The sequence below is a fragment of the Streptoalloteichus tenebrarius genome (assembly GCF_024171885.1).
Taxonomy (GTDB): domain Bacteria; phylum Actinomycetota; class Actinomycetes; order Mycobacteriales; family Pseudonocardiaceae; genus Streptoalloteichus; species Streptoalloteichus tenebrarius.
The window spans coordinates 239,265-263,028 of the sequence record NZ_JAMTCP010000004.1 but is presented as its reverse complement, the minus strand read 5'-3'; the positions used below and the strand labels follow the sequence as shown (position 1 = coordinate 263,028).

Here is a 23,764-nt window from a genome sequence, read left to right as displayed (position 1 = left end):
AATGCGTTCGCATCGTAATGACCCGACACGAGCTGAGTCAATGCGATCGCATTGCTAAGCTCGGTCGCATGCCCCGGAAGGTCGACGTCGAGCAACAGAAGAGCGACATCGCCGAGGCGGTGTGGCGGCTGGTCGGCCGCGCCGGCCTGGAGGCCGTGAGCCTGCGCGAGGTCGCCACCGAGGCCGGGGTGTCGATGGGGCGCGTGCAGCACTACTTCCGCACCAAGGAGGCGATGCTGCTCTACGGGCTCCGCCTGGCCCAGCGGCGCATGCACGAGCGGATCGAGGCCCGCCTGGTCCGCCGCCCCGACCCCGACGCCGAGGACGTCCTGCGCGCCGTGCTGGAGGAGATGCTCGGCGGCGACCACGACACCCGGCAGACGATCCGGATCTGCGTCGCGTTCCTGCCGCGCGCCCTCGACGACCAGCAGGTCGCGGACCTGCTCTACGCCGACGACGCCGAGATCCGCGCCCACGCCGCCCGCGTCATCGGCCAGGCGCAGGCCCAGGGCCGCGCCGACCCCGGCCTCGATCCGGAGCGGGAGGCGCGCATCCTGTGGTCCCTCGCCGGCAGCCTCGGCGTCGAGGTGGCGTTCGGCCGCACGTCCGTGGAGGAGGCGCGGGCCACGCTCTCCTACCACCTGGACCGGCTCCTCGGCTCCTCGGCTCGGCGGCCGGAACGCGCTGACCGCACCTGACATCACGTCACCCTGAACTCGGGGCGCGCGCGGCGGGAACACGGACCTCCGGGACAGCGACGGGGCTGTCCGGGGCGCGGGTGGTTGATCGGACGTCGATCACTGGCGATGCTGTTGGGACTGTCCGCCCGCCTGCTGGCGGTGGCGGGGCTGGTCTCCGCCCCTGGCGTGCGGGCGGCCCCGGCAGTTGTTCCGCAGCGAGTTGCTTCGGCGTGGACCCGATCGCCGCCGGCTGCAACGAAGACGCCTACACCGTGGGCAGTGTGAACACCCCGCAGGGCTTCATCGAACTGCGCTACAGCCCGTCCTGCCGCGCGAACTGGGCCCGCATCAATAACGCGCGGCCGGGCGAATGGGTCTGGGTCTGTGTGCAGAACGCCGAGGGCCAGGACCGCGAGTTCTCCGTGCCCGAGGGGTACACCACCGCCTACACCGACATGGTCAACGGCGCGCCGAAGGTCCGGCCCAGCGGCCACGGAGGACACACGGACTGGTACTGACAGCGCCCTGAGGTAGTCCTCCCCAGGGCGTGTCCTCAAAGCCAGATGAGCAGCGTGGCCAGATCGATCACGCCCTGGTAGGAGATGGCGGTCTTGTCGTCGAACCGGGTCACGAGGCACGACACCGCGTGCGACGGTTGACGCAACCTTCGACGACAGTGCGGCGTGGGTAGGCAATGCGGTCGAAGGCCGGTGGGCGCCCCCTGTCCGGCCGCGGCGCAGCCAGTGGCCTGCTGGTCACGGCCTTCGGGAATCGTCGCTGGGATGCGCCGTCGGCGCAGGGAGGAGCGGATCGCTCGGCGGGAGCAGCCGTTGTCCGCGATCACCCGGCTCGCCCCGGGTGGCGGGTCGGCCCTGACCGGGGCGCCGGAACACGACTCCCGCCATGACCTGGGGAAACAGCGCGCGGTCGTGCGCCAGAACCGGTTGTCGACACCTCTTCCACGGCCCCTGTCGTTCCGGCAGGTCACGCCATGCCACACCCGTCTTCGCCGGGAGCAACATCCCGTTGATCACACGGATGCCTCATCCACCTGTGGGCGTCCCTTCGCGTGAGAGGCGGGCAACCACGGCTCGATCGCCTGCCACTACTCGTCAGGCAACTCATGCCCACGCACCACAACCCAAGATCAAAGCGGGTCCCGCCACCCACTTCGAGGACAGGCCCTGGTCCTCCGCGCGCCACCGAGCGGAAGCCGATCACTGTCGGCAAGGGCCGGGCCAGCCACCGGGCGGTGGCTGGCCCCGCCGATCACCGGGCCGGGGTCACAGGCCCAGCTCCTCCTCGACCGTCACCGTCGGGACGACGAACACGCCGTCGAACGCCTCGGGCAGCGGCGTGTGCATGAAGGCGGTCTGGGTGCGGATGCGGTCCAGCCGCCCGTGTGCCTCAGGCGGCGCCTGCCGCAGGCTCACCAGGCCCAGCCCCAGCCCGGCCTCGACGGCCGCCGCCTCCACGCTGCCCGGCTCGGGGGCGGGCAGCGGCGTGTCCACGACCCTGAACCCCACCGGGGCGGACTCGTCCAGCTCCATCTCCGGGACGTGGTCGTCGGTGCTGGTGACCGCGATGGCCCGGTAGTCCTCCCCGAGCATCCGGTTCAGGTACGCGCCCATGGTCAGGCTGACGAACGCGCCGTCGAAGGCCGCCGAAGTCTTCTGGATGTGGTTGTTGTGGGCCACCAGCACGATGCGGGTGCCCGGCTCCGAGCGCTCCAGGTGCCAGCGCACGGTCTCGGCCATGTACAGGTCCCGCACCGACGGGTCCCCCGCCAGCCCGGTGCCGGTGAACAGCCCCGACATCGCGCGGAACATGGAGTCCGCGTGGAACGCCGCCTCGACCTGGCGCAGGGCGACGTCGTAGCGGTCCTGGCCGCCCCGGGAGACGTACAGGGGTTCCAGCGCGCGGACCCGGAGGAGCAGCCGCGTCACGGCCGCGGTCAACCCGTCCTGCTCGGCGGTGGACAGCTTCGCCCACAGCGGCGCCGCCGAGGCCGCCGAGCCGCTGGAGCACCGCTGGGCGATGCCGATGGCCGTCTCCAGCAACGGAAGGATCTCGGGGTCGACGTCGCGGAGGTAGTCGGCGAGCGGGGTGAGCGCCGGCAGCAGCGAGCCCCCGGCCTGGGGGATGTCGATGCCGACGAACCGCACCGGGTGGGCCGAGGTGGCGTTGTGCCGGCGCGCGAACCGCACCAGGTCGCCCAGCCCCCACGTCACGGCGTACGGGCTGACCTGGGCGAGGTCGTCCTCGGCGCCCTCACCCCGCACCCACGGGGCCAGGGTCAGCCCCTCGCTGAAGCCGAACTCCAGCGCGAGGACGGAGAACCCGCAGCGCTCGGCGAGGAAGCGCAGGACGCGTTGCCGGGCGAGGGTGAACTCGTGGACGAAGTGGGCGCCCTCGCCGATCGCGACGACGCGGGCCTCGCCCACGAGGTCACGCAGTGGCTCCAGGTCGTCCAGAGGCGCGTCCGGGTCCAGAGTGGACAGGGAGGTTGCGTGCTCGCGGAACCACACGGCGAACGGGTCGTGATCGGGAGCGGCAGTCATGGTCACAGCTCGTTTCTCGTTCGAATGTCGTGACGATGGTGATGAGGGGATGCGGGAGGACGCGCACCCACGCCGACAGTGTTCGTCCACTTAGGACGATCGGCTCGCGGCGGCGCGCTTCGGCAACTCGCGGAAGGAGCGCTCAGAGGAGTTCAGAGGAACAGACTGCCCATGTCGGCGACCCTATAACAGGGGCCTCCCCCGATCGTTCCCCGTTTTCGGGGAGCGCCACGCCGGCCGGGACGGGGACGGGTGGCCCCGCGCCGGGGCCGAGCAGGGCGTCAGGAGAACGCGTCGAGGCTGGTCAGCTCCGCCGAGAACGCCCAGAGCCGGCCCGCCTCCTCGGGGTCGACCGCCCACGGCTTGACGCCGCCGACCAGCATGTCGTCCGTGGTGGCCGGCTCGGCGACGTCGCAGTCCTGGCAGTACGCCCCGCCGTGGTCGTCCAGCAGCGACGACGTCGCCGCCCACACCGCCGTGGCGGCGCCCTGCTCGGAGGTCTTGAACCCGGCGGCTGGCTGCCCGTCGGGACCGATCCACCCCTGGGCGATCCGCTCCGCACGGGGGACGTGCCGTTGCAGGGGCGTGAGGATGCTGCCGGGGGTGCCGGGGTGCACGGCGTGGGCACGCACCCCTCGCGCGCCCCGAGGGCGTCCAGGTGCACGGCGAACAGGGCATTGGCCGTCTTGGACTGCGCGTGGGCCAGCCACCGGTCGTAGCCGGTGTGGAAGTGCGGGTCGTGCCAGCGGAAGCGGAACAGGAAGTGGCCGGACGAGGCCACCGACACCACGCGGGAGCCGAGGGTCAGGGCGGGGCGGAGCCGGTTGACCAGGGCGAAGTGCCCGAGATGGTTGATCGCCAGGTGGGCCTCCCACCCCGGGCCGAGCCGGGTCTCGGGGCAGGCCATCACGCCCGGGCCGGCGATGACCACGTCGAGGGGCTGGCCGGTGTCGAGCAGGCGGTCGGCGAACCGCCGGACGCTGGTCAGGTCGCCCAGGTCGAGTGCGCCCGCCTCGGTGCGCGGGATGTCGCGGACGGCGTCCTGCGCCGCGTCCGGCCTGCGCGCCGGGACGATGACCCGCGCGCCCGCGTGGGCGAGGGCGCGGGTGGTCTCCAGCCCGAGTCCGGTGTAGCCGCCGGTCACCAGGAAGGTCTTGTCGGACAGGTCGATCCCGGCGAGGACGTCCTGTGCGGTGCTCTGTCGGCCGAACCCGCTTCCGAGCTTGCCTCGCGGTGTCGTCATGGCCGGCGACGTCAGGATCCAGAGTGCGATCTAGGTCAAACCCGGGGGGGGCGACCATGGGCGACGGCGCGGGCGGGCTGTCCATCGGCGAGGTCGCCGAGGCGACCGGGATGAGCGTGCACGCGCTGCGGTTCTTCGAGCGCGAGGAGCTGTTCCTGCGGCCGATCCCCCGCTCCAGCGGCGGTTACCGCGTCTATGAGCCCGCCGGCGTGGAGTGGCTCACGCTGTGCGACCGGTTGCGCGCCTTGGGGACGCCCATCGCCCGGATCAGGGAGTTCGCCCGGATCGTCCGGTCGGGGCCCGGCAACGAGGAGGACCGCCTCGCGCTGCTGCGGGAACGCGAGGAGTCCGTGCGCGCCAGGATCGCCGAGCTGACCGCGTGCCTGAAGGTCATCCGCGGCAAGGTCGTGACCTACGAGAGGCACGTGCGGGAGGGAACCGCGGCCGGCCTCTGGGCTCCCACCCCGTCGTCCTGAGCCCTTCGACCCGACCGGCCGCGATTCGTCACATGACGCTATGCGGCGGCCACATCGGGGGCCGGGCCTCAGCGGCGACCCTGCCACCAGGGTCCTGAACGGACACTCAAACGGACACTCAACTGTCCACTGTGGTGGGTGCTCAGGTCTTGTTCAGGTAGGCGAGGACGGCCAGGACGCGACGGTTGGTGTTGTCGTCGTCGGTGATGCCGAGCTTGCCGAACAGGGAGGTGGTGTACTTGCTGATCGCGCTCTCGCTGAGGAACAGCCGCTGGGCGATGGCCTGGTTGGACAGTCCCTCGGCCATGAGGCTGAGCACCGAGTGCTCGCGTTCGGTGAGCCGTTCCAGCCCCCGGTTCGAGGATCCGCTGGACAGCAGCTTGGCGATGACGGCGGGGTCCATGGCCGTGCCGCCGCCGGCGACGCGTTCCAGGGCGTCGACGAACTGGTCGGCGTCGAACACGCTCTCCTTGAGGAAGTAGCCGATGCCACCGGCGCCGTCGGCCAGAAGCTCGCGGGCGTAGAGCTGTTCGACGTGCTGGGACAGGACCAACACCGGCAGGCCGCGCACCTCGCGGCGGGCGGCCAACGCCGCGCGCAGGCCCTCGTCCGACTGGGTCGGCGGCATGCGGACGTCGACGACGGACACGTCCGGCCGCAGCGTCAGCAGCGCGTCGAGCGTCTCGGGGCCGGTGGCCGCGGTGCCCACCACCTCGTGCCCGAACGCCTCGATGAGGCGGACCATCCCGTCGCGCAGGAGGTAGAGGTCTTCGGCTACGACGACGCGCATGGCACCATCATCCTCACATGGGTCGGGCCGCCAGACGGACTGGTGATCTCCACGGTGCCGTCGAAGACCGCGAGGCGTCGGCGGAGCCCGTCCAGTCCCCCGCCGGCCCGCACGTCAGCTCCGCCTCGGCCGTCGTCCTCGACGTCCACGACGAGGCCGGTGTCGTCCCGGGCGAGGGAGATCCGCACCGTGCTGGCGTGGGCGTGCTTGGCCGCGTTGGTCAGCAGTTCGGCGACTCCGAAGTACACGGCGGACTCGATCGGCGGGTCCAGGCGGAGCTGGACGCCGTCGTCGACGGTCACGTCGAGCGGGCTGTCCAGGGCGAGGGCGCGCACGGCGTCGACCAGACCGCGCTCGTTGAGCACCGGCGGGGTGATCCCCCTGACCAGTTCGCGCAGCTCGGCCAGTGACGTGGCGGCGCCGTCCCTCGCCTGCCGCATCAACGCCCTGGCCTGGTCGGGGTCGGTCTCCATCAGCTTCTCGGCGGTGGCCAGGGACAGCCCGAGCGCGACCAGACGGGCCTGCGCGCCGTCGTGGAGGTCCCGTTCGATCCGGCGGATCTCGGCGGCCTGAGCGACCGTGGTGTCCGCGCGTTGGGCCGTCAGCTCGTCCACCCGGTCCGCCAGCGCCATCGTGGACGACGGGCGCAGGAAGCGGACGGCCACCGGCTCGGCGATCCGCCAGGCGTACGGGGCGCCGGCGACGGCCACGACCAGGCCGAGCGCCCCCACGAGGCGCGCCGGCAGCCCCGGCTGGCTGAACCCGAGGACGGCCGCCACGACCCCGGCCGGCGGGACGGACGCGACCACCCCCGCGGTGAGCGGCGCGATCGCGGTGAACCGCAGGTCCCGCCACACGGCGGGATCGCGCCACCACATCCGCAACTTCTGGTCCATGAGCGCGTCCCGTCTGGTGCGCTCGTAGGAGTAGCCGTTCCACCAGTACCCGGTGGACATGCGCACCACCGGCCCGGGCTGCCGGTATCCGGCGGGAATGACCGTGCCGGTCCATCTGGCCACGAGCGCGCGGAACATCCGGCAGACCGGGCGGGCCAGGGCGAGGGTGCCGACACACGCCCAGATCAACGGCCCGATTCCCGACCACAGGTGCGCGTCCCACCACCAGATCCACAGCGCGACGGCGGCGGCCCACACCGCCGGGACCAGCAGGGCGACGGCCGCCACGGCGCAGGCCCGCACGAACCCCACGCAGGCACGCCTCACCCACGACAGCACCTGTCGCATGGTCCTTCCTCCTACTTCCTACTTCACGGCTGGTGACCGCGGCACTCGCGGTCTCCGCGGTGCGCCGATCCGGTCAGTGCGACTCGTGTCTCCACTGTGCACCGTCCGGAGCCCGATTCCCGCCGGATCAGGCCGGAAGTAGGTCCAGCCCCACCCTCCCGTACGTCCAGACCGACATCGCACCACCCGAGTGCTCCGACATCACCACCGGGTCAGCCGCGGTGTGTCGCCGGTGGTGGACGCGGTGGTGGCCGGGTTGTCGCCGGCGCCATGTCCACCTCGGTGACCAGGGCTTTCGCCGTGCTCGGGATGCCCGCCGCCGCGGGGCGGGCGATCTTCGCGGTCCGGTGAGGCGAGCTGTCCAGTGTGGACGTGCTCGCCACCGGGTCAGCCGGCGAGGGCGGGAGCCGGGCCACAGGCGCGCCACACCGTGCCCCGCCGTTCGTGGACCAACACCCTCTCCACCGCGTGCGCGATCCGCGGCCCCAGTTCCCGCTCCAACAGGTACAGGGCCACGTCCAGGCCGGAGGTGACGCCGCCACCGCTGACCAGGTCCCCGTCGTCGACCACGCGGGCCTCCACGGCGTGGACGCCGGCCTCCTTCAGGCGCTCCATGCCCAGGTAGTGGGTGGTCGCGTGGCGTCCGGCGATGAGCCCGGCCATCGCCAACAGCATCGACCCGCCGCACACCGTGGCCACCGTCACCCCCGGCCGCTCGTACGCCTGCCGCAACAACGCCGGGAGGCCGGTCTCCAGTGCCTTGCCGAGCACCGCCGGGATGCTGTCCACCCCGCCGGTGGCGCTGCCCGATGCTCCCGGCACGACCACGAGGTCAGCGCGTCGCGGGTCGAGCCGGGCAGCGGCGCGCAGCGCGAACGCGCCGACCCCGCTGGGGACCTCGCGTGGTCCCTCGGCCGAGACCAGCTCGACGCTCACACCCGCCGCGGCCACCACCTCGTAGGGCGCCACGACGTCCAGCGGGTCGAAACCGTCGAACAACACGAACTGGGCCAGCATCCGGAATCGGTCCTCTCCCTGCGGCGGAGCTGCTCAGGGCAGCGTCACCGCCGACGCTAACCCTCGCCAGCAGCCGCAAGAACAGGCAAGATTGCCTCGTTCCACCGGATTCACGCCATGGAACAACCGTTCCCCCGAGCTGGGCGAACACGTTGACCGCACGCTGGATAGCCTGGTGAGGACGTTGGCCAGAACCCGGCGTCCATCTAGGGTGTGGCCATGCACACCGTGGCCGTCCTGGCGTTGGACGGGGTCATCGCGTTCGACCTGTCCACCCCGATCGAGGTGTTCACCCGCACCCGCCTGCCCGACGGCCGCATCCCCTACCGGGTGCGGATCTGCGCCGCCACGCCCGAGGTCGACGCCGGTGTGTTCACGCTCAGGGCCCCGTTCGGGCTGGACGCGCTGGCCGAGGCGGACACGGTCATCCTGCCCGGCTGCGTCGACCCGACCGCCCCCGTGCCCGAGGAGGTGCTCGCCGCGCTGCGCCACGCCGCCGCGCGCGGAACCCGCATCGCCTCGATCTGTTCCGGGGCGTTCGTCCTCGCGGCGACCGGGCTGCTCGACGGGCGCCGCGCCACGACCCACTGGCTGGCCGCTCCCCTCCTCGCCGAGCGCCACCCGGACGTCGACGTGGACCCGGACGTCCTCTACGTGGACAACGGCCAGTTCCTCACCTCGGCCGGCGCCGCCGCCGGGCTCGACCTGTGCCTGCACCTGATCCGGAGGGACTTCGGCTCGGCCGTGGCCGCCGACGCCGCGCGCCTGTCGGTGATGCCCCTGGAACGGGAGGGCGGGCAGGCCCAGTTCATCGTGCACGACCTCCCGCCGGTCCCCCGGGGAGCGGAGCTGGAGCCCCTGCTGGAGTGGCTGGAGGACAACGTCGACCAAGACCTCACGTTGGACGACATCGCGCGGCGCGCGGGCATGAGCACCCGGACCCTCAACCGGCGGTTCCGCGAGCAGACCGGCGCCAGCCCCATGCAGTGGCTCCACCGCGCCCGCATCCGCCGGGCGCAGTACCTGCTCGAAACCACCACCCATCCCGTCGACCGGATCGCGTCCCAGGTCGGTTTCGGCTCCCCCACCGCCTTCCGCGACCGGTTCCGCCGCGTCGTCGGCACCAGCCCGCACGCCTACCGCACCGCCTTCCAGTCCGCCAGCACGAACTGACTCCACGAACCCGCCGGACGTCGAGATCGAGCCAGGCGAACGCGGTTGCTGTCATCCGCTTGGTGATCTGCTGGCACTGTTCACCGCCGCCGTCGAACCCGGGGACGTCCAGGAGCGCGCGAGCGAGAAGCAGCCGAGCGCTCTGCCAGCTCGTGGGCGATGATCGGCGGTGCCTGCGGCGGGGTTGGTCGCTGCTGTCACTCATCGCGAGTCGTCTGTGGCGGGGGGCGTGACCAACACCGCTCAGAGGGATCTCCGCAGGTGGGGTGGTGGGGTGCGGGGCCCGAGGTAGCGTCGTCCGGTGCTGGAGCGGCTGGAGATCGAGAGCTTCCTGGTGCTCGCCGAGGAGTTGCACTTCGGGCGGACGGCGGAGCGGCTGCGGGTCTCGCGGGCCAGGGTGAGCCAGACGATCCAACGGCTGGAACGACGCATCGGCGCGCCCCTGTTCGAGCGGACGAGTCGACGGGTGCGCCTGACGCCCCTGGGGCAACAGCTCTACGACGACGTGGAGCCGGGGTACCGGCGGATCGAGCGGGGTGTGTCCCGCGCGCGGTCCGAGGCGAGGGGCGTCGAGGGCGTGCTGCCGGTCGGCTACCTGGGCGGCGCGGCCGGAGAGTTCGTGACGGACGTGATGCGCACCTTCGCCCGCCGGCACCCCGGAACCGAGGTTCAGATCCACGAGACCCAGGTCAGGGACATGTTCGGGCCGCTGCGCTCCGGGCAGGTGGACCTGCTGGTCACCCAGTTCCCGGTGCGGGAGCCCGACCTCGTGCGCGGCCCCGTCGTGCTGCGGGTTCCCCGGATGCTGGCCGTGCCCGCCAACCACCCGCTGGCGCGGCGGGAGACGGTGTCGGTGGAGGACCTCGCCCACGACCAGGTGTTCGCCTGCCACGCGAACGTGCCCGACTACTGGCAGGAGCACATGGCTCCCTCGCACACGCCCAGTGGCCGGCCCGTCCGGCGGGGTCGCACGGCGGGCACCGTGCAGGAGACGCTCGCCCTGATCGGCGCGGGGCACGGCATCTCGGCCGTGGGCGCCGACGTCGCGCGCTACTACACGCCGCGCGGCGTCGTCTACGTGCCGTTCCACGACGCCGCGCCGATCGAGTACGGGCTGGTCTGGCGGCCCAGCGGCGCGACCGCGCGGGTCCGGGCCTTCATCGCCACGGCGGTCGAGGCGGCCGACGTCCCCGACGCTCCCGAGGCCACCGCAGTCGCCGCAGTCGCCGGAGTCTCGGAGGCGCTGACCGGCCCGACGGATCGGTAAGCCAGGCTTACCGATCGTTGCGTGGTTCGCGGCTGACCAGGAGGCGGCCGGGCACGAGCCTGATCATGTGATGCACGACGTCTCGGCTCCACCCACTCCCACGGAAGAACCCCTCGGCCCCAAGCCCGCCCGACGGCGCGGATCCGATGTCGCCGCCCTGCTCGCCCTCGCCCTGGGCGCCTTCGCCGTCGGCACGACGGAGGTCGTCGTCGCCGGCCTGCTGCCCGAGGTGGCCGCCGACCTCGGCGTCTCCCTGCCCACCGCCGGGCTGCTGGTGTCGGCTTTCGCCCTGGGCATCGTCGTCGGAGCCCCGCTGCTGACCGTCCTGGGCACCCGCATGCCGCGCAAGCGGCTGCTGCTGTGGCTGGTGGCGCTGTTCATCGTGGCCAGCCTGATCAGCGCGGTGGCCCCCGGGTACGCGACGCTGCTGGTCGGGCGGGTGCTGTCGGCCCTGGCCGGGGGCGCCTACGTCGCGATCGCCTCCGTGATCGCGGCGGGCATCGTCGCCCCCGAACGCAGGGCCAGCGCCATCGCGACGGTCTTCATGGGCCTGAGCCTGGCCAACGTGCTCGGCGTTCCGGGCGGCACCGCCGTGGGCCAGGCGTTCGGCTGGCGGTCGACGTTCTGGGGCGTGACGGTGATCGGGGTCGTGCTGTTCGCGGCGCTCGCGGCGCTGGTCCCGTTCGTCCCGCGCCCGGAGGGGGCGAACCCGCGGGGCGAGCTGGCGGTGTTCCGTCGCGGCTCGCTGTGGTTGAGCCTGGCCGCGACCGCCTTCGGCTGGGCGCCGTTCCTGACCGTCCTCACCTACATCTCGCCCCTGCTCACCGAGGTCGGCGGGTTCGACGACCGGACGGTGCCGCTCGTGCTGGTGCTGATCGGCGTCGGCATGCTCCTGGGCACTCCCCTGGCCGGCCGGCTCGCCGACCGGGCGCTGGTCCCGACCCTGTACGGGGCGGTCGGTGGGCTCGCGCTCGTGTCGGTGCTGCTGGTGCTCGCCGTGCACAGCAAGCCGGCCGCGATCGTCGGGTTCCTGCTGTTCGGCGCGATCGGCGCGGCCGTGATCCCGCCGATGCAGGCGCGGGTGGTGGCCTCCGCCGCCGGCGCCGACAACCTGGCCTCGGCGGCCAACATCTCCGCCTTCAACATCGGCAACGGCGGCGGTCCGCTCCTGGCCGGGTGGGCGCTGTCCCTCGGTGGCGGCTACACCGCTCCACTGTGGATCGCCGGCGCGCTGGGCGCGGTCGGTCTGGTGCTCGCGGTGGCACAACCGCGCGGCCGCACGAGGTAGGTCGACACGAGGTAGGTCGACAGGTCGACGCGGAAACGTCTCGGAAACCGTTGCGGGGCAAGGAAGAGCGGGATCTACCCCGGAGCCGTGAGGCCGGCGGGCGTTGGTCGGCGTGGGTGTCACCCACGCCGACCAACGCCCCGTCTCAGGCCGAGACGCGGTCCTCGTCGACCGAGACGATGTGGTCGACGAAGCCGTAGGCCAGGGCCTCCTCGGCGTCGAACCACCGGTCGCGGTCGGCGTCGGCGGTGATCCGCTCCACGGTCTGGCCGGTCTGCCGCGCGGTGATCTCGGCGATCCGCCGCTTCATGCTGGCGAACACCTCGGCCTGGATGGCCACGTCGGTGGCCACTCCCCCGATGCCCGCCGAGGGCTGGTGCATCACGATCCTGGTGTTGGGCAGCAGGTGGCGCTTGCCCGGCGTGCCGGAGGTCAGCAGGAACTGCCCCATGGAGGCGACGAACCCGAGTCCCCATGTCGACACGTCCGGCTGGATGAGCCGCATCGTGTCGTAGATGGCCATGCCGGCGGTGACCGAGCCGCCCGGCGAGTTGATGTAGAAGGTGATGTCCTTGTTCGGGTCGTCGGCGGCCAGCAGCAAGAGCTGCGCGACGATCCGGTTGGCCACCTCGTCGGTGACCTCCGAACCGAGGAAGACGATGCGGTCGCGCAGCAGTTGCTCGTAGACCGAGTCGGTGAGCGTCAGGCCGGTGCCGGCCGCGCGCATCTCAGGCGCCAGGTGGAGAGTCATGAGTTCCTGCCTTGATCGGTTGCGTTGGTGGAACCGACGGTAGGAGGCGACTTCCGGTGTTCCCGGCCCCGTTCGCTCACGGCATGCGCGCTTTCGCTGTCGGCGATCGCGCCGCCATCGCCTCACCGACCGGCGTCGGTCTCCGAGGGGATCAGGGCGTCGAACCTGGCCTTCCCCTCGGCCTCCAGCCAGGCGGCGAGGTCCATCAGATCCGGACGCAGCCGCCGGAGCATGGGGATGTCGGCGCGCCAGCCGCCGGCGTCGTTGCCGAAGTCGTAGCCGGCCAGGCCGTCGGGGTCGCCTCCGACGAGGGACTCGCGCGGAATCGGGCGGTAGGTGATGTCCCGACCTGTCGCACGGCTGATCGTGGCGGCGATCGCGGGCATCGTCAGCTCGTCGCCGGCCAGTTCGAGGGCACGGCCGACGTAGTGGTCCGGGTCGGCGAAGGCGAGCGCGGCGAACGCGCCGATGTCGTGGGCGGCGACGAGCTGGACGGGGGTCTCCGGCCGGTACACGTCGGTCAGCACGTCGCCGCGCACGCCCAGGCGCGGGTCCGACAGGTTCTCCATGAACCGGACGGGCCGCAGGATCGTGGCGGGCAGGGCGAGGGCGCTGATGTGCCGCTCGATGCGCCACTTGCTCTCCCAGCGGCGGATTCCGGGGAAACGGTCGACACCGCCGACCGAGGCGTAGACGAGGTGTCGCACGTCGGCGTCCCTGGCGGCGTCGGCCACGTTGAGCCCGAGGCGGATCTCGTCGTCGGTGGTGAAGTCGGGCGGCGTGCCCGGGTAGCCCTCGGTGGGCTGGACGCTGAAGACGCCGTGCGCGCCCCGCATCGCCCGGTCCAGGGAGGGGCGGTCACCCATGTCGCCGACGGCGAGTTCCGCGCCGGCGTGGGCGAGCGCCCGGGCGGCCGGGGTTGCGGGGTCGCGGACGAGGGCTCGCACGTGCCATCCGGCGGCGAGCAGGTGGCGCGCGGTGGCGCCGCCCTGGAGCCCGGTCGCCCCGATCACGAGCACGGTCCTGGTCATGCGGTTCTCCTTGCTGGGACGGGTGTCCTGCGTCGACGGGTTGGTGGGCGCGGCGGAACGCGGGATCACCGCACCCCTCCGGTAAGTGGAAAGACTCCCCACTTGGGGATGGGGGTAATATATGGACAGACTCCCCACTTAGCAAGAGAGGGTGGCCGATGAGCACGTCACCACCGCGGAGGCCGCTTCGCGCGGACGCCCGCCGCAACGTCGAGCTGCTGCTCGCGGCGGCGCGGGAGGTCTTCCGCGAACAGGGCGTGGACGCGCCGCTCGACGAGGTGGCCCGGCGCGCCGGCGTCGGGAACGCCACCCTCTACCGCCGGTTCCCGACCCGTCAGGCACTCCTGGAAGCCGTGCACCAGGACCTGATCGAGGCGCTGCACGTGCGGGCGCGGGCGCTGCTGGAGGACCCGTCCCCGGCGGAGGCGCTGGAGGTCTGGCTGCGGGAGTTGGCCGGGCACGGCAGCAGTTCCCGTGGGTTGACCGCGACCCTGACCGCCGCCCTGCACGGCCAGAACGCCGAGTCCGTGTGCCGGGAACTGGTCGTGGACGCCGCCGGGGCGCTGCTGGAACGCGCCCAGCGCGCCGGGGCCGTCCGCTCCGACGTCACGGTGGTCCAGGTGCTGAGGCTGGTCAACGCCGTCGCCTTCGCCACCGAACACGAACCGGACGGACCGCGACAGGCCGAGCATCTGCTCGGCATCGTGATGGACGGCCTCCGCCACGGCTCCCCCGCCCCCAGCTCACCCCGGTAGCCGAGAGAAACACGCCCGCGGCGACAGGACAGTTGCGATGGACGGGTGGTTGTTCGCCCTCGCCATCCATACGCGAGCCGAGGGCATTGACCGCTCCGCCACCCTCCACCAGCATGTCGAAGGATTCGCCACGTTTCGAGCAACGGAGGTGGGCAATGCGCGCACAGTTGCTCGGCAAAGACCCGGAGTCCCAGGAGGGACAGTCGCCCACCCTGTTCGCCACCGACCGCACCGACCGGATCACCTACATCGCCCAGGGGTGGAAGGTGACCGACCCCCAGGCACTCGCGGACATCGGCCCGGTGCCCGAGCACGAGACCCTGGTCGAGATCCCCGAAGACGTGCTCAAGATGTACGCGCGGCGGTACCTGCACGAGGAGGGACGGCGCTGACTCAGCTCATCCCACCCGGCCCGGAGTTCGGCAGGCTCTTCCGCGCCTTCGAGCACACCGCCTTCCGCCTGGAGACGCGCGACGAGTACAGGTCCGCCAACGAGGCGGAAGCCCTGCGTCAGTTCGTCGCGGGCGAGCCGGTCGACATGGGCTGGTTCCAGAACTGGCTGACCATGATCAGGGAAGCCACCGCCGAGGGAAAGCGCTTCTCGCGTGTACGGGTCGTCACGGTGCCGTTGACCGACTACAGCCGTTTCGGCGTCTTCTGCTCCCAATACACCAACGCCGCGGGCGAGGACATCCGCTACCTGGCCCGTCATGACGCCGTGGGGCTGCCCGACCACGACTACTGGTTGTTCGACTCGCGGAAGCTGGTGCGGATGCACTTCGATGACGACGAGAACTTCCTCGGCGGCGAGGTGATCGACGATCCGGCGCTGATCGTGCAGCACAACTACTGGCGAGACGTGGCCTGGCATCGATCGGCGCGACGGGACGACTTTGCCATCGAATAGAACGACCAACGTCACCAGCGTGCACGAAGCACGCGTGGCGCTGGGAAAGCGGCTGCGCGAGCTGCGGCGACGGGCCGACATGAGTGGCCGGCAGCTCGCGGAGTCCTTGTCTTGGCCGCCTTCCAAGGTGTCCAAGCTGGAGAACGGCCGACAGACCCCCACCGATCACGACATTCGCGAGTGGACGCGGGTAACCGGCAGCGAGGCCGAGACGGAGGCTCTGCTCGCTTCCCTGCACACTCTTGAGGTCCAACACGCCGAATGGCAGCGGCAGCTCAGGTCGGGCCTGAAAGCCCACCAGCAGGAGATCGCCGGGCTCGATGCCAGGACTCGGTTCTTCCGCGCCTTCGAGTCCACGTTCATCCCCGGCCTGCTTCAGACGGCCGAGTACGCCCAGTACCGATTCGCCCAGAGCGTCGCCGTGTTCGACGTGCGCGATGACGTCCACGAAGCGGTGGCCGCGCGGATGAGGCGCCAGGAGATCCTTTACCGGCGGGACAAGCGGTTCCACTTCGTCCTGACCGAAGCAGCCCTCCGGTACCGGCTGTGCCCGCCCGAGGTGATGCTGGGGCAGCTCGACCGCCTGGTCTCGCTGTCAGCGCTGCCCAACGTGAGGCTCGGCGTGATTGGTTTCGAGGCGGCCTACCCGGTGGCGCCCGCCCACGGTTTCTGGCTGCTCGACGACGACCGCGTGATGGTGGAGACCTTCTCGGCCGAGCTGAACCTCGCACAACCGCAGGAGACCAGGCTGTACGGGCGGCTCTTCGAGCAGCTCGCCTCGATCGCCAGCTACGGCCGGTCGGCCAGGGCGATCGTCACTCGCGTGGTGGACGATCTTGCGGCGCACGTCCCCGGCGTGATCGAGGGTGGCGAGTAGTTTCGGGGGTGACGCACCCAGGAGAGGGACATTCGAGAAAGAGCGAGAAACTTCGTTCTCAGGCTCCCGGTTTCTTCCTACTCTCCATCGAAGAAAACCGTCCATCCCCTTCGGGCTGACGCCCGGCCCGCGGGTCGGCCCCGTCCCCAGGGCGAAGGACGGCGTCTCTCAGACCACAAATCATCCACAGGGGACATCCATGAGGTCCTCGACGGACAGGAGCCGGTGCATGAACAGGGTGCGGCCACCCCACGAGTCCGAGGTCTCCGGGGAGAAGCACACGTGTGCCCAACGGGACGGCGCGCGACCACCGACCTCGCCGCTGCCCGAGGTGACGCGACACCTCTCGCCCCGGTTCGTCAGGAACCGGAGGTGGCGGTGAACGCCACTGATCAGGCCGCCGTCGACGCCTTTCCCGAACTCGCCCACCTGATCACCCTGCGCGACGGGGGGTGGCGGTTCCTGCCACCACTGGTCCGCGACGGTCGCCCTGTCGAGGTGGACGGGTTCCGGCAGTGGCCCGGTGGCTGGCGGGACGCGATTGGTGTCCGCTCACCCAGGGACGTGATCGGACTGCGCATGACCGACGAGGAACCGCCCGGCATCGTCTGGGAATGCGCCGGGGGGCTCGGCGAGATCGTGACCGCCCTGCTCACCCTGCCCCCGCCCGGGGACCGGCTGGCCCCACGCCTGGTGGTGGCGTCCGCCCCGGTGCTGCGGTCGACGATCACCCCGGTAGCCCTGTGACCACCCGAGTTCCGAGCCCGGGAGAAAGAGTTCACATGACCGACAATCCGTCCCCCGCCGTTGGCTGCGCGAGCGAGAAGGGCCCGAACCGACCCCTCAACGCCGACGCGTACGCCTACCAGACACACGAGAAACATCTCGCCGTCGTGGTCACCGACGGCACCGGCTCGACACCCGAGATCGCCGAGCTGGCCCAACAGGCCGCCACGACCGCCGCCCTCACCGCTGCCGCGCGGACGCCGTTGGAGGGCATCGTCGAGGCGTCGAGGCTGTGCGGCGAGCCGGACTACTGCCTGGACCGCAGGTCGGCCACGATCGTGGTGGCCAAGGCATGGGACGGTCGCGGCTGGGTGATCTCCTGGGCCGGCGACAGCGCGGCGTACAGGATCGGGAAGTCCGGCAAGGTGACGCGGCTGACCACACCCCACACCCAGGGGCAGTGGCTGCGGGACAGGGGCGAGCCGGAGGAGGAGGCCCGACGCGCCGACCACATGATCTACAACGATCTCTCCGACTGCGTGCACGAGGGCATTCCCGCGACCACCACCCGCGCGCCGTACCTGGTCCTGGCCTCCGACGGCCTGAGGCTGTCCGAGGACGAGATCGCCGCGATCTGGGCGCGGCACCAGACCGACCTGACCACCTGCGCCGAACAACTCGTGAAGGCCGCGCGTGAGCGCAGCCAGGACGACATCACCGTCGTGGTCGCCAAGCACCCCAACCCGTAGGTCGATGAGAGGAGGTAGCCATGGGCAACGGCAACGACAACCCGCCGGCCGACGAGTCGCCGACAACGACGATTCCGAAGGTGCCAGCAGACAACGAGGACGAGTAGCGCCCGCGTGGGAGGTCCCGACGCTAACGGCGTCGGGACCTCCCACCGTTTCGATGACAGGTCGGACTGGGCGCGCGCCTCCAGACGAGGGGCCGTATGCGGAAGTCCGGTCAGGGAACCGTGGTGGTGCGAGCGACGAAGGGCCTGTCACCGAACGTCCCGCGCAGGGACACGGTGGGTCGGGAGTGGAACGCCGGCCAGGACATGCGGAGACGATGGCCGGCCGCGCCGTCGGCGCTGACCGTCAGCTCGGCTGTCGCCTCACCGTCGCCCCCGTCGCGAGGAAGTTGGATCTCCCCCGACACCGCCACGTCCGCCACGAAGCGGACCCCGTCGAGCCGGATCCGTCGCGCCGGGTCGTCGAAGGTCACCGTGCCACCGCGGAGCCCGGACTCGTTCTTCAGGGCAGTGGTGAAATGCGAGTTGGGGTTGCGGCGGGACAGCGCGTCGGACGCCGTCGCGAAGGCCGCGGCGACGCTCCCGCGTTCCGCGTCGTCCAGCGCCGCGGCGTGCACGGGCGGCAGCTCTCCGACAGTGGAGGGGAACCGCCCCAGCGCGCGGTAGTTCTTCGCGGAACAGGATGACTTCGCCCCAGGCCGGGTTGGGTCGACGAAGAACGACCGCACCTGCTCGGCCAGGCACTCGCTGTAGGACCAGTATCCGACGACGGACCCCGTGTGGCCGCCGAATGGCACCACGACAGACCTGCCGCGGGGGAACTCGCGCGCGAGGGCGGTCGTGTTCGCGGCGGTGTCGCCGTCGAGTTCGCCGGCGATGGCGAACACGGGAACATCCGGGTAGCGGGCGTCCGGCGGGAGGGGCGGCGACGGCCGTGGCGTCGGCCAGTTGACGCACCAGTCCTCCAGGAAACCGGCCGCGCCGAACACCTCCGCCGCGGTGAACGGACGCTCGGGGTGGGTGCGCCGGTACTCGGCGAGCTGCTGCCGACGCACCTCGGGCGAGGCCGACCGGTCATAGGGAAACGCGCTGTCGGCGCAGCTATACGCCAGAAACGCGCTGTTGGTCCGAAACATGTCGTTCATGTCCGCTCCCCTGCCCGGCCCGATCAACGGGGCCAGGCGGCGCAGCGGGGCTTTGTCGCCGGCGAGGTAGGCGGCGGCCGCGGCGTTGGCCTCACGGCCGGCCGTCGGTTCGTCGAGCCTGGCCATGAGCTGGTCCAGCGCGAAGAACGGCACCTGGGGGTCCGGCTCCCTCCGCAGGTGCCGCGCCAGCTCGGCCCACCGGCTGGCGCCGTCGCCGGGGAGGCTCCCGCAGGACCGGGACTCCCGGCATGGCACGTCGAGCTGCTCCAGCCCCTCCTTGAGGTGGTCCGAGTAGAGGGTCCCGGTCACGTACCCGTTGGCGTCGGCGCGCACGACGCTGTCCATGACCGCGGCTGTGACGCGCTGCGGGTAACGAGCCAGGTAGGCCTGGACGTCAAGGGTTCCGTAGGAAAGCCCGTAGAGCATCAACGCCGGGACGCCCAGTGCCCCGCGCACGGCTTCGACGTCGGCGACCCGTTGGTCCGTGGTGAAGAACTGAGCCCGGGGGCCGACGCGGTCGGCGCAGGCCCGGATCGTCTCCTGCCGCACCAGATCGATCTCCGGGCACCGCCACGGGGCTGCCTCGCCGAATCCCCTCCGTTCGACGACGAGCAGGTCGTGCCGCTCCAACAGCGGCCCGAGCGTGGCGACGAACAACGACGTGGACCGCACCGTCCCCGCCGGTCCCCCGCCCAGGCCGGCGACGACGCCGGCGGACGGGCGGGACCGGTCGGCGCGCGGCACCCAGACGAAGTTCACCGAGATCCGCTCGGAGTTCGGGTCGGCCCAGTTCAAGGGCACCTGGATGGCGCCGTCGCAGCGCTGCGTCGCGGTGGCGCAGTGGTGCGGCGGCTGGTGTTGGGGTAACGCCGCGGCTGCCGGCGTCGCGAACGTCGCGAGCCCGGTCGCCACGGCGAGGGCTGTCCATCTCCTCACCGTGAACCTCCCTTTGGTTGGTCACGGCGACGCTAAGGGCGGTGGGGCGGGCTCGGCGTCAGCCTCGGGAACCGTCCACGGACTGACCGGGGTTGGCTCGACGATCGACCAACGTGGACCTCGGACGTGACATCGGTGGATCGGAGGGAGTCGAGCCGGGCCACACAGCAGGTCGCGGCGCGGGAGTCATCCGTGGGTCTCAGGGTTCTCGTGGGGCTCGTAGCGGGCGGCGATGGCCCGGGACTGGACGGCCATGCGTGTGCGGAGGCTGGCCGGCGCCAACACCTCCACGGCCGGGCCGAGGCCGAGCAGGGCGGTGCAGGCCCAGCTCTCCCCCTCGAACGGCACGGTCAGCTCGATCTCGTCGCCGGTCGCGGTGAGGTCGATCCGGTCCTGCCCCTCGACGGCGACCACACGACGCAGCCGGGGCAGGACGGCCGTGGCGACGCGGAGGGTGACCTCGACGCAGACGTGCTGGGTCTCCATCTCGCGACGCGACCGCGCCCACGCCTCGGCGAGCACGAAGTCGGCGGGACGGCGCACCGGCTCGTCGAGAACCTCCACGGTGCGGACGCGGGAGACCCGGTATGTGCGCCGTTGGCCGTCGCGGAGGGCCACCAGGTACCAGTCGCCGGAGGCGAGCGCGAGCCCGAGGGGGTCGATGGTCCGGTCGGCGAGTTCGCCGCGCCGCACGTAGCCGATCCGCGCCCGCCGGTCCCGCCAGACCGCGTCGGCCAGGTCGGCGAGGCGGGGTGTCGGCTCGGGCCGCCCGTACCAGCGGACGGGGTCGAGGTGGAACCGGTCCGCGCTGCGCTGGGCGCGCTGTCGGGCCTCGCCGGTCAGGGAGGCCAACACCTTCGTGCGGGCCGCGTCCAGCACCTTGCTCAACCCGAGGTCCTGCGCGGGACCGTGCATGCCGAGGAAGGCGAGCGCGGCGGCCTCGTCCGGCCCCACGCCGTTCAGCCGGGTGCGGTAGCCGCCCTCCAGCCGGTACCCGCCGGCGGGTCCGCGCACCGACCGCACGGGCACTCCGGCGGCGGCGAGGGCCTGGACGTCGCGCTGCACGGTGCGCTCGTCGACCTCCAGCCGTTGTGCCAGCTCACGGGCGGTGAGCTGGCCACGGACCTGGAGGTGCGTCAGCAGGCTGAGCATCCGGGAGGCGCGCACCGCCGCATTCTCGCTGACGTACCCGACACAAGATGTCGGGATTGGCTGACACGGTGATGGCGAAGCCGACGAACGAAGGAGCTTTCCTGATGGGCACCACCGTGGCCAGCCTGATCATGGTCAACCTGGACTGCCAGGACCCGGGGCGACTCGCGACCTTCTACAGCGAGGTGCTCGGCCTGCCGGTGACGCACAGCGCCGAGGAGTACGCGATGGTCAGCGACGGCACGACATCCCTCGGGTTCGGCCGCGTCCCGGACCACACCCCACCGGCCTGGCCCGACACCACCGGCACCAAGCGCTACCACCTCGACCTGGCCGTCAGCGACCTGGACGCGGCGGAGAAGGCCTGCCGCGACCTCGGCGCGACCGTCCCGGACTTCCAGCCCGGCGGTGACCGCTGGCGGGTCCTGCTCGACCCGGCCGGCCACCCGTTCTGCATCTGCCTGACCAGCCAGGACTGAGCCCGGGCGCGGTGTCCCTCGCCCCGGAGCGGGGCGAGGGACACGCCCGTGAAGGGCACGCCGAGCCGACCCGCCATGGCGGCGCGCCACTCCTGTCACACCTCGAACACCGTCCTCGTCCTGCTCGTGAGAACACGAACGTCCATGTCGGACCAGCGAGCGGACGACGAACGGGAGAGGTTGATGGACCACGTCACGGTGGTGGGCGGCGGATTCGGCGGCCTGGTGGCCGCGATCACGGCGGCGGAGGCCGGCGCGCACGTGACCCTGCACGAGGCGCACCGCGAACTGGGTGGGCGAGGCCGGACCGCGGATGGCCCGTACCGCACCAACGAGGGGCCGCACGCCTTGTATGACGGTGGTCCGCAGTGGGCCTGGTTGAAGAGGCGCAAGCTGCTGGGACCGTTGGCCCCGATCCCGCTGCGGGAGGGCCTCCGGTTCCGATTCCACCACCAGGGGCGGCTGCGGGTCCTGCCGCCCCTGACCCTGTACCGGCAGGCGTGGCGGCGCACCGCCCCGGTGGACCAGGACTTCCTGAGCTGGGCGAGCGCAGCGGTCGGCGAACGCGCGGCGCGCATCGCGGCGAACTACACGGGTGTCGCGACGTTCCATCACGACCCCGGCTCGCTGTCGGCCGCGTTCGTGCGGGAACGGCTGCGCCGCGTGGGCAAGCTGCCACCGGAGGCGCACTACCCGAAGGGCGGGTGGGGGCCGCTGATCAACCGCATGACGCGGTACGCCGTTGACCTCGGTGTGCGGATCGAGACCGGCTCGCGGATCGACGCGCTGCCCGAGACACGGCCGGTCGTCGTCGCCACCTCACTGGACTCGGCGCGTGTCCTCCTCGGGGACGAGACGCTGGCCTGGCCCAGCGGGCGCACCCTGTTGTTGGACCTGGCCGTCTCCGCGCGGCGTGGGGACGCCTTCGTGATCTCGGATCTGGACCGTCCCGGGTGGATCGAACGGTTCACCGCGCAGGACCCCTCGCTGGCGCCGCAGGGAGAGCAGCTCGTGCAGGCCCAGATTCCCCTGGCGCCGCACGAGGGGAAGGCCGACGGGGTGGCCAGGGCGGAGCACCTGCTCGACCTCGGTTTCCCCGGCTGGCGCGAACGCATGACCTGGACGCGCACGGCCGTGGCCACCGGGCGCACCGGAGCGGTGGACCACCCCGGCACGACGTGGCGGGACCGGCCGTCCATCGACCGGGGCGACGGCGTGTTCCTCGTGGGCGACCAGGTCGCGGCCCCCGGTCTGCTCGCCGAAGTGTCCTTCACCAGCGCCCACCAAGCCGCCCAGCTCGCGTTGGCCGGCAGGTTCGCGGTGAGGTGAGACGACTCCGACCACGCTGGCGCAACCAGCAGGTTCCCCGGGTGGAGGCGGGCGAGGCGGGTGCCAAGGAGTTGAGCGGTTCGCGTCCCACCTGGCTCGGGCGGGGTAAGGCCCGATCCCAGATTTGTCCCAGGTCCTTTCCAGACCGAGGCGACAGGCTGCTGTCGCAGGGGATGTGGTCCAGAAGCACGACACAGGGCAGGAGGACAGAGGAGAAGGGATAGGTTTGGGGGTCGAGCGACATCGGCACGAAACCAGGCGCTGCATCACCGTCGTCCCTGGTCGCTCCTGGTCAGGCGGTCACGAGCGCGCCGCTGCCAGTGATTTCGTCACGCTGGCCGCTTCCCGGATCGTTTGCGGTTGTACGCATCGACGGCATGCGCCGGCAAGACCGGCGACTGTGGACAGTCAGTAGCCGATCACCCGAACAGCGGGCCACGAATGGCAGGCTCCCGACATGTTCCGGTCGTGTCTCCACCACGCTGGGATGATCGCGACGGGTAGCGTCACCCACACAGTTGACCATCGCGATCACCAAGGCCGCCGGCCCGGCTGTCCCGTCCACCGAGGGCGCCGGGCGCAGCGGCGGGACGGGAGCCTGTCTTGACCACCGCACTGATCATCGGCGACCTCCAGCGGGGCGTCACGGCCGGCTACCCGTTCGCCAGGCAGGTCGTGCCGCCGGTCACCGACCTGCTCCCCCGTGCCCGCGCGGCCGGCGCGCTCGTGGTGTTCGTGCACTTCGCCGTCCGGGGCAACGGGGCCGACCTGCCGCCGAACAACGAGCTGTTCCGGTCGTTCTACGACGCCGGGGACGCCTTCCACGAGGGGTCGGCCGGCACCGAGATCGATCTGCCGGTCGCCGACGAGGACGTCGTCGTGCTGAAGCGCCGCACCAGCGCGTTCGCCGGCACCGATCTCGACCTCGTGCTCCGCGCCCGCGGCGTCGACAGTGTCGTGATCGCCGGAGTCGCGACCAGCGCGATGGTGGCCGCGACGTGTTACGACGCGGCGGACCGTGGCTACCAGGTGACGGTGCTGCGGGACGGCTGCGCCGACGACGACCCGGCGGTGCACGACTTCTTCATGGACACCGTCTTCCCCCGCCGGGGATTCCAGGTCACCACCTGCGCCGACTGGTCGTAGAACTCCCCACTCGTCCACGATCCGCGACACCTGGCCC

The 23,764-nt window shown here is 71.6% G+C and carries 24 protein-coding genes and 1 pseudogene; 16 read left to right on the top strand and 9 right to left on the bottom strand.

From position 1 onward, the window contains the following. Nucleotides 1–68 precede the first annotated feature (68 nt). Complete coding sequence (locus LX15_RS06490; protein ID WP_253668564.1) at nt 69–698, top strand: TetR/AcrR family transcriptional regulator; 630 nt, start codon at nt 69–71, stop codon at nt 696–698. Between the two features lie 212 nt (nt 699–910). Continuing rightward, nucleotides 911–1,198, top strand: coding sequence for a DUF2690 domain-containing protein (locus LX15_RS06485; RefSeq protein ID WP_253668563.1), 288 nt, complete (start codon nt 911–913; stop codon nt 1,196–1,198). 765 nt (nt 1,199–1,963) lie between these two features. Here LX15_RS06485 and LX15_RS06475 read toward each other — a convergent pair. Together LX15_RS06475 and LX15_RS06470 are read right to left on the bottom strand one after the other, a co-directional pair. Next, entirely contained in the window at nt 1,964–3,241 is a 1,278-nt protein-coding gene (locus LX15_RS06475) for an erythromycin esterase family protein (protein ID WP_253668562.1), read from the bottom strand. 281 nt (nt 3,242–3,522) lie between these two features. Continuing rightward, nucleotides 3,523–4,484, bottom strand: a pseudogene (locus LX15_RS06470) (oxidoreductase). 56 nt (nt 4,485–4,540) lie between these two features. Here LX15_RS06470 and LX15_RS06465 point away from each other — a divergent pair. Continuing rightward, nucleotides 4,541–4,960 (top strand): MerR family transcriptional regulator, encoded by a 420-nt coding sequence (locus LX15_RS06465; protein ID WP_253668561.1) that lies wholly within the window; start codon nt 4,541–4,543, stop codon nt 4,958–4,960. A 142-nt stretch (nt 4,961–5,102) separates the two neighbouring features. Here the strand turns inward: LX15_RS06465 and LX15_RS06460 are convergent, their stop codons facing one another. The 3 genes from LX15_RS06460 to LX15_RS06450 all read right to left on the bottom strand — a co-directional run bounded on the left by LX15_RS06460 (nt 5,103) and on the right by LX15_RS06450 (nt 8,011). Continuing rightward, a complete protein-coding gene (locus tag LX15_RS06460; RefSeq protein ID WP_253668560.1) occupies nt 5,103–5,750 on the bottom strand; it encodes a response regulator transcription factor in 648 nt (215 codons plus the stop codon). Then, nucleotides 5,735–6,994, bottom strand: a complete 1,260-nt coding sequence (locus LX15_RS06455) for a sensor histidine kinase (protein WP_253668559.1) — start codon at nt 6,992–6,994, stop codon at nt 5,735–5,737. The genes LX15_RS06460 and LX15_RS06455 overlap by 16 nt, the downstream gene beginning before the upstream one ends. 387 nt (nt 6,995–7,381) lie before the next feature. After that, nucleotides 7,382–8,011, bottom strand: coding sequence for a DJ-1/PfpI family protein (locus tag LX15_RS06450; RefSeq protein ID WP_253668558.1), 630 nt, complete (start codon nt 8,009–8,011; stop codon nt 7,382–7,384). Nucleotides 8,012–8,230: 219 nt separating this feature from the next. Here LX15_RS06450 and LX15_RS06445 point away from each other — a divergent pair, with 219 nt between their 5' ends. The 3 genes from LX15_RS06445 to LX15_RS06435 all read left to right on the top strand — a co-directional run bounded on the left by LX15_RS06445 (nt 8,231) and on the right by LX15_RS06435 (nt 11,739). Then, the gene (locus tag LX15_RS06445) at nt 8,231–9,184 is read left to right on the top strand and encodes a GlxA family transcriptional regulator (protein ID WP_253668557.1); all 954 of its coding nucleotides are present in this window, start codon (nt 8,231–8,233) and stop codon (nt 9,182–9,184) included. A gap of 301 nt (nt 9,185–9,485) precedes the next feature. Further along, nucleotides 9,486–10,451: a LysR family transcriptional regulator gene (locus LX15_RS06440; RefSeq protein WP_253668556.1), complete on the top strand. Its 966-nt coding sequence runs from the start codon at nt 9,486–9,488 to the stop codon at nt 10,449–10,451. Between the two features lie 70 nt (nt 10,452–10,521). Continuing rightward, entirely contained in the window at nt 10,522–11,739 is a 1,218-nt protein-coding gene (locus tag LX15_RS06435) for an MFS transporter (RefSeq protein ID WP_253668555.1), read from the top strand. Nucleotides 11,740–11,884: 145 nt separating this feature from the next. On the opposite strand, the gene LX15_RS06430 is transcribed toward LX15_RS06435, so the two are convergent. Together LX15_RS06430 and LX15_RS06425 are read right to left on the bottom strand one after the other, a co-directional pair. Further along, nucleotides 11,885–12,490, bottom strand: coding sequence for a ClpP family protease (locus tag LX15_RS06430; protein WP_253668554.1), 606 nt, complete (start codon nt 12,488–12,490; stop codon nt 11,885–11,887). 122 nt (nt 12,491–12,612) lie between these two features. Continuing rightward, on the bottom strand, nt 12,613–13,521 hold the full coding sequence (locus LX15_RS06425) for an NmrA/HSCARG family protein (RefSeq protein WP_253668553.1): 909 nt from the start codon (nt 13,519–13,521) through the stop codon (nt 12,613–12,615). A gap of 158 nt (nt 13,522–13,679) precedes the next feature. On the opposite strand from LX15_RS06425, the gene LX15_RS06420 reads away from it, so the two are divergent. The 7 genes from LX15_RS06420 (at nt 13,680) to LX15_RS06390 (ending at nt 17,535) form a co-directional block, all read left to right on the top strand. Next, nucleotides 13,680–14,276, top strand: coding sequence for a TetR/AcrR family transcriptional regulator (locus tag LX15_RS06420; protein WP_253668552.1), 597 nt, complete (start codon nt 13,680–13,682; stop codon nt 14,274–14,276). A 155-nt stretch (nt 14,277–14,431) separates the two neighbouring features. Next, a complete protein-coding gene (locus LX15_RS06415; RefSeq protein WP_253668551.1) occupies nt 14,432–14,668 on the top strand; it encodes a hypothetical protein in 237 nt (78 codons plus the stop codon). Next, a complete protein-coding gene (locus tag LX15_RS06410; protein WP_372502417.1) occupies nt 14,665–15,183 on the top strand; it encodes a DUF6879 family protein in 519 nt (172 codons plus the stop codon). Before LX15_RS06415 ends, LX15_RS06410 begins: the two co-directional genes overlap by 4 nt. Before the next feature lie 19 nt (nt 15,184–15,202). After that, complete coding sequence (locus LX15_RS06405; RefSeq protein ID WP_253668549.1) at nt 15,203–16,060, top strand: helix-turn-helix domain-containing protein; 858 nt, start codon at nt 15,203–15,205, stop codon at nt 16,058–16,060. Between the two features lie 229 nt (nt 16,061–16,289). Then, nucleotides 16,290–16,442 (top strand): hypothetical protein, encoded by a 153-nt coding sequence (locus tag LX15_RS06400; RefSeq protein ID WP_253668548.1) that lies wholly within the window; start codon nt 16,290–16,292, stop codon nt 16,440–16,442. Further along, nucleotides 16,439–16,807, top strand: a complete 369-nt coding sequence (locus tag LX15_RS06395; RefSeq protein WP_253668547.1) for a hypothetical protein — start codon at nt 16,439–16,441, stop codon at nt 16,805–16,807. The genes LX15_RS06400 and LX15_RS06395 overlap by 4 nt, the downstream gene beginning before the upstream one ends. 35 nt (nt 16,808–16,842) lie before the next feature. Beyond that, the gene (locus LX15_RS06390) at nt 16,843–17,535 is read left to right on the top strand and encodes a PP2C family protein-serine/threonine phosphatase (protein WP_253668546.1); all 693 of its coding nucleotides are present in this window, start codon (nt 16,843–16,845) and stop codon (nt 17,533–17,535) included. 217 nt (nt 17,536–17,752) lie between these two features. Here the strand turns inward: LX15_RS06390 and LX15_RS06385 are convergent, their stop codons facing one another. Together LX15_RS06385 and LX15_RS06380 are read right to left on the bottom strand one after the other, a co-directional pair. Continuing rightward, the gene (locus tag LX15_RS06385) at nt 17,753–19,621 is read right to left on the bottom strand and encodes an alpha/beta hydrolase (RefSeq protein ID WP_253668545.1); all 1,869 of its coding nucleotides are present in this window, start codon (nt 19,619–19,621) and stop codon (nt 17,753–17,755) included. A 186-nt stretch (nt 19,622–19,807) separates the two neighbouring features. Continuing rightward, nucleotides 19,808–20,788 carry a helix-turn-helix transcriptional regulator gene (locus LX15_RS06380; protein ID WP_253668544.1) on the bottom strand — a complete coding sequence of 327 codons (981 nt, stop codon included), beginning with the start codon at nt 20,786–20,788 and terminating at the stop codon, nt 19,808–19,810. A gap of 89 nt (nt 20,789–20,877) precedes the next feature. Between LX15_RS06380 and LX15_RS06375 the strand changes: the two genes are divergently transcribed. The 3 genes from LX15_RS06375 (at nt 20,878) to LX15_RS06365 (ending at nt 23,727) form a co-directional block, all read left to right on the top strand. Further along, nucleotides 20,878–21,252, top strand: a complete 375-nt coding sequence (locus LX15_RS06375) for a VOC family protein (RefSeq protein WP_253668543.1) — start codon at nt 20,878–20,880, stop codon at nt 21,250–21,252. A gap of 144 nt (nt 21,253–21,396) precedes the next feature. Beyond that, nucleotides 21,397–22,581 (top strand): FAD-dependent oxidoreductase, encoded by a 1,185-nt coding sequence (locus LX15_RS06370; RefSeq protein WP_253668542.1) that lies wholly within the window; start codon nt 21,397–21,399, stop codon nt 22,579–22,581. 603 nt (nt 22,582–23,184) lie between these two features. After that, nucleotides 23,185–23,727, top strand: coding sequence for a cysteine hydrolase family protein (locus LX15_RS06365; protein ID WP_253668541.1), 543 nt, complete (start codon nt 23,185–23,187; stop codon nt 23,725–23,727). Nucleotides 23,728–23,764 lie beyond the last annotated feature (37 nt).